This window comes from Acetomicrobium mobile (assembly GCF_937920065.1).
Genome location: NZ_CALETC010000116.1, coordinates 1 through 2,384, shown reverse-complemented (window position 1 = coordinate 2,384; position 2,384 = coordinate 1). Strand labels below are relative to the sequence as shown.

At 52.7% G+C, this 2,384-nt stretch carries 2 protein-coding genes; both read right to left on the bottom strand.

The window, feature by feature from the left end:
- Positions 1-2,054: flagellar hook-associated protein FlgL (flgL, locus tag Q7P41_RS04910; RefSeq protein ID WP_303882616.1), on the bottom strand; the 2,054-nt coding region annotated here is incomplete at its 3' end.
- Positions 2,055-2,080: 26 nt separating this feature from the next.
- A partial coding sequence (locus Q7P41_RS04905; RefSeq protein WP_303882612.1) for a flagellar basal body rod C-terminal domain-containing protein occupies positions 2,081-2,384 on the bottom strand: 304 nt, incomplete at its 5' end.

Genomic DNA, 2,384 nt, shown 5'->3' with positions numbered 1-2,384 from the left:
ATGCTTAAAGCCCCGCTTCCCGTCCATCCCGACACGTCGGAAGTGCTCCGCAAGGCCGTATCGATCTGCAGGAAACTGCTTGCAATATTGCCCTGGACGTCGTAAACGGACAAGGGCGAGCCGTCCTTGGAGGCCAACGAAAGGCGCTGACTTCCCGCCGAACCGCTTAAATCGGCATCGTAGAGGCTGACGTCAAGCCACGAACCGGCCAGCCCCTTGATCTTTTTGGCTATATCTTCAGCCGTGTCGCCCGATGAAACGGCAACGTCCACCGCATGTCCTCCCGAGCGGATACGAATGACGCCGTCTAAGGGTGCAGAACCTGCTGTAACTTCGCTTCCCGTAATACCTGAATGTATGCCCAAGTTTGCTGCAATTCCTGCCGTATAATCAGAAAAATCAGGATCGCCGAGGGGAAGATCTGTAATCCTCAACGACTGGCCCGTCTTTGAATAAAGGGCCACACGGCCGTCCTCAAGCTCGCGGTAGCCTACCAGATCGGAACCAACCTGAGATTGTACGGCCTTAGCCACCTTTAGGGCATCCACATTCCAGGTGCTGCCGGAAAGGCTGCCAACTTGGTCGCGGTAAAGTTTAACGGTGTAGCTTTGTCCTCCCACTTCGACATTGACTAAGGCGGGCATGTTTGGATCAAGCCCGTCCTCCAGGGGAAATATGGCATTTGTGTCATCCATGACCAATGCCGTCTGCAGGCCAAAGTCGGCAGCCAAAGCGCTTGTCGCGGGATTTAGGTCGTAGATGTTTAAGGCCGAGCCGTCCAGGGTGCGAAGAACGAGCTTTTGAGTCGGCGCTTCGTGATCCGCGCCTGCTGATATTTCTTCCTCGTCCGTTTGGACAACAGCCTGCAGCCAATTTCCTGCGGCGCTGTTCAGCCTGTCTGCCAGGTCTTGAAGGGTAAGATCGGGGCCGCTGTCTATACGGATTTCGGCGAAATTGTCGCCGCTTTCAAGCCTCCAATAAATCGGATTGCTTGCAGGATCGATCGTGTCCGAAAGAGAAAACTCGATGCTTTTCAAGGAAGTTTCGATGCCCAAATAGGAGGCTAAACCTATGTGGCTGTGATCTAAAGGCTTGCCTACCGTTTCGTCGCTCGGAAGGGGCTCAAAGTCGGCTGCGGGCCACGATGTAATTGAAAGCGGTTCGCCGGTGTGGCCCTTTATGACGAGTTTTTGAACATCGCGATTGTAGTCCTTTTCAACGGATAGGGAAACGAGCTTTCCCACGTCTCCCATGGCCAGACTTTCGTTTATGAGGGAGGCCAGTTCGTCTAAGCTGTATCCGACAAGTTCCCCCGGGTCTCGAAAGTTATTTCCGTCGGAAGCTTCCTCTATTCCGTCTTTGTCGTCGTCAGACCACTTTTCGGGGATCAACACTTTGGCCGTCCTGTCTCCGACCCGGATCTGAAGTATTTCGCTCCTGCCTGTCCATGAGAAGGACAAGGGGACTTCGTAACTTGCCAATGTGTATTGCTGGTAGCGAATCGGGAACACTTCGCGGCCGTGAAAGGAAACCTGCCCCGTAACTCCCCTTTCCACTTCATATTCGACGTGCAATTGATTTCCCATGTATACGATTTTGCCATTCGCGTCGCGCACGAAGGGCCTTTGTGTGGCGTTCAGGCCGGAAAACAAATATCTTCCCTCCACCGAGAAATTGGCGGTGTTCATGAGCTCCTCCTGAAGCTGATACAACTCCTCGGCGATGGCCGCATATTCGGCCTCTTCGAAGGTTCCGTTTCCCACGTAAATGGCCAGCTCCCTGATGCGCTGTATCACGTCGGTGATCTGGTTTAAAGCAGCGTCGGTATTGGAAAGCCACATTATGCCGTCATCCAGGTTTTTCAGGTATTGCTCGTTCTCAAATATTGTCGTCGACAGGGACAATTCCCTGCCGACTGCCAGAGGGTCATCGGAAGGGTGCTGATGAAGCTTGCCCGTCGACATCTGCCTTTGCAGCTTCAACATGCGCTCCAAATTGCCGTGCATGTCAGCCAAAAAGATCTGGTTCATCATCGAATTGGTCACGCGGTTCATCTCGCATACCTCCCGAAAGAAAAATACTACCTTCCAACCGTTCCCATGCGGTTGATTATCGTATCGAGCATTTCGTCAATCGTCGTAATATAACGTGCCATTGCGTTGAATGCCTGTTGAAATTTTATTATGTCCATCATCTCTTCATCGATGTTGACGCCCATGACCGATTGCCTCTGGGCATTTATCTGATCCGTCAAAGCCCGCTGGTTAGCCGCCATGGTTACGGTCCTTTTGCCCTGAGCCCCTATTTCCGCTATGAAGCTCAGGTAAAATTCGTTGAAATCGGCGCTGCCACCGGACAACACCTTTGTCTGTTTGAGCCGGGCC